Annotated in this window: 1 rRNA gene; it reads right to left on the bottom strand. The window is 57.1% G+C overall.

The annotated features are described in order from the left end of the window. Positions 1–54: 54 nt before the first annotated feature. Positions 55–3,175, bottom strand: a 23S ribosomal RNA gene (locus ACFQ6S_RS42825). Positions 3,176–3,316: the final 141 nt, after the last annotated feature.

The following is a 3,316-nucleotide window of genomic DNA, read 5'->3' as shown; positions in this document are numbered from 1 at the left end:
GGGGGTGTGGGGCTGTTCGTGGTTTCAGAACCAACACAGTGGACGCGAGCAACTGAGGACAAGCCCTCGGCCTATTAGTACCGGTCACCTCCACACATTACTGTGCTTCCAGATCCGGCCTATCAACCCAGTCGTCTACTGGGAGCCTTACCCCATCAAGTGGGTGGGAATACTCATCTCGAAGCAGGCTTCCCGCTTAGATGCTTTCAGCGGTTATCCCTCCCGAACGTAGCCAACCAGCCATGCCCTTGGCAGAACAACTGGCACACCAGAGGTTCGTCCGTCCCGGTCCTCTCGTACTAGGGACAGCCCTTCTCAATATTCCTGCGCGCGCAGCGGATAGGGACCGAACTGTCTCACGACGTTCTAAACCCAGCTCGCGTACCGCTTTAATGGGCGAACAGCCCAACCCTTGGGACCGACTCCAGCCCCAGGATGCGACGAGCCGACATCGAGGTGCCAAACCATCCCGTCGATATGGACTCTTGGGGAAGATCAGCCTGTTATCCCCGGGGTACCTTTTATCCGTTGAGCGACGGCGCTTCCACAAGCCACCGCCGGGTCACTAGTCCCGACTTTCGTCCCTGCTCGACCCGTCGGTCTCACAGTCAAGCTCCCTTGTGCACTTACACTCAACACCTGATTGCCAACCAGGCTGAGGGAACCTTTGGGCGCCTCCGTTACTCTTTAGGAGGCAACCGCCCCAGTTAAACTACCCATCAGACACTGTCCCTGATCCGGATCACGGACCCAGGTTAGACATCCAGCACGACCAGACTGGTATTTCAACGACGACTCCCCCTGAACTGGCGTCCAGAGTTCACAGTCTCCCAGCTATCCTACACAAGCCGAACCGAACACCAATATCAAACTGTAGTAAAGGTCCCGGGGTCTTTCCGTCCTGCTGCGCGAAACGAGCATCTTTACTCGTAGTGCAATTTCACCGGGCCTATGGTTGAGACAGTCGAGAAGTCGTTACGCCATTCGTGCAGGTCGGAACTTACCCGACAAGGAATTTCGCTACCTTAGGATGGTTATAGTTACCACCGCCGTTTACTGGCGCTTAAGTTCTCAGCTTCGCCACCCCGAAGAGTGACTAACCGGTCCCCTTAACGTTCCAGCACCGGGCAGGCGTCAGTCCGTATACATCGCCTTACGGCTTCGCACGGACCTGTGTTTTTAGTAAACAGTCGCTTCTCGCTGGTCTCTGCGGCCACCCCCAGCTCATGGAGAAAATCCAATCACCGGTGATGGCCCCCCTTCTCCCGAAGTTACGGGGGCATTTTGCCGAGTTCCTTAACCATAGTTCACCCGAACGCCTCGGTATTCTCTACCTGACCACCTGAGTCGGTTTAGGGTACGGGCCGCCATGAAACTCGCTAGAGGCTTTTCTCGACAGCATAGGATCATCCACTTCGCCACAATCGGCTCGGCATCAGGTCTCAGCCTCATGTGCGACGGATTTACCTATCGCACGGCCTACACCCTTACCCCGGGACAACCACCGCCCGGGATGGACTACCTTCCTGCGTCACCCCATCACTCACCTACTACAAGTCTGGTCCGTCGGCTCCACCACTCCCCTTTGCCCGAAGGCTCCAGGGCGGCTTCACGGACTTAGCATCGCCTGGTTCGATGTTTGACGCTTCACAGCGGGTACCGGAATATCAACCGGTTATCCATCGACTACGCCTGTCGGCCTCGCCTTAGGTCCCGACTTACCCTGGGCAGATCAGCTTGACCCAGGAACCCTTAGTCAATCGGCGCACACGTTTCTCACGTGTGAATCGCTACTCATGCCTGCATTCTCACTCGTGAACCGTCCACCACTGCCTTCCGGCGCGGCTTCACCCGGCACACGACGCTCCCCTACCCATCACGATCCCCGTTGGGGGTATATATCGCAATGACACGACTTCGGCGGTACGCTTGAGCCCCGCTACATTGTCGGCGCGGAATCACTAGACCAGTGAGCTATTACGCACTCTTTCAAGGGTGGCTGCTTCTAAGCCAACCTCCTGGTTGTCTGTGCGACTCCACATCCTTTCCCACTTAGCGTACGCTTAGGGGCCTTAGTCGATGCTCTGGGCTGTTTCCCTCTCGACCATGGAGCTTATCCCCCACAGTCTCACTGCCGCGCTCTCACTTACCGGCATTCGGAGTTTGGCTAAGGTCAGTAACCCGGTAGGGCCCATCGCCTATCCAGTGCTCTACCTCCGGCAAGAAACACACGACGCTGCACCTAAATGCATTTCGGGGAGAACCAGCTATCACGGAGTTTGATTGGCCTTTCACCCCTAACCACAGGTCATCCCCCAGGTTTTCAACCCTGGTGGGTTCGGTCCTCCACGAAGTCTTACCTCCGCTTCAACCTGCCCATGGCTAGATCACTCCGCTTCGGGTCTTGAGCGCGCTACTATATCGCCCTATTCGGACTCGCTTTCGCTACGGCTTCCCCACACGGGTTAACCTCGCAACACACCGCAAACTCGCAGGCTCATTCTTCAAAAGGCACGCAGTCACGAGACATCAGCAAGCTGATGTCCGACGCTCCCACGGCTTGTAGGCACACGGTTTCAGGTACTATTTCACTCCCCTCCCGGGGTACTTTTCACCATTCCCTCACGGTACTATCCGCTATCGGTCACCAGGGAATATTTAGGCTTAGCGGGTGGTCCCGCCAGATTCACACGGGATTTCTCGGGCCCCGTGCTACTTGGGTGTCTCTCAAACGAGCCGCTGACGTTTCGACTACGGGGGTCTTACCCTCTACGCCGGACCTTTCGCATGTCCTTCGCCTACATCAACGGTTTCTGACTCGTCCCACGGCCGGCAGACCGTGAAAGAGAGATCCCACAACCCCGTATACGCAACCCCTGCCGGGTCTCACACGTATACGGTTTAGCCTCATCCAGTTTCGCTCGCCACTACTCCCGGAATCACGGTTGTTTTCTCTTCCTGCGGGTACTGAGATGTTTCACTTCCCCGCGTTCCCTCCACTTGCCCTATGTGTTCAGGCAAGGGTGACAGCCCATGACGACTGCCGGGTTTCCCCATTCGGACACCCCCGGATCAAAGCCTGGTTGACGACTCCCCGGGGCCTATCGTGGCCTCCCACGTCCTTCATCGGTTCCTGGTGCCAAGGCATCCACCGTGCGCCCTTAAAAACTTGGCCACAGATGCTCGCGTCCACTGTGCAGTTCTCAAACAACGACCAGTACACCGTCACACACCACACTCGTGATGCTTCACCGGCGCCGGCACTGAGGTCGGGATCAAATCCGTACCCTCAGACACCCAACAGCGTGCCCGGCAC

It is taken from the genome of Streptomyces sp. NPDC056479 (assembly GCF_042795335.1).
Classification (GTDB): Bacteria; Actinomycetota; Actinomycetes; order Streptomycetales; family Streptomycetaceae; genus Streptomyces.
Note: the sequence above shows the minus strand (reverse complement) of the source record. Positions and strands in the feature narration are given on the sequence as shown.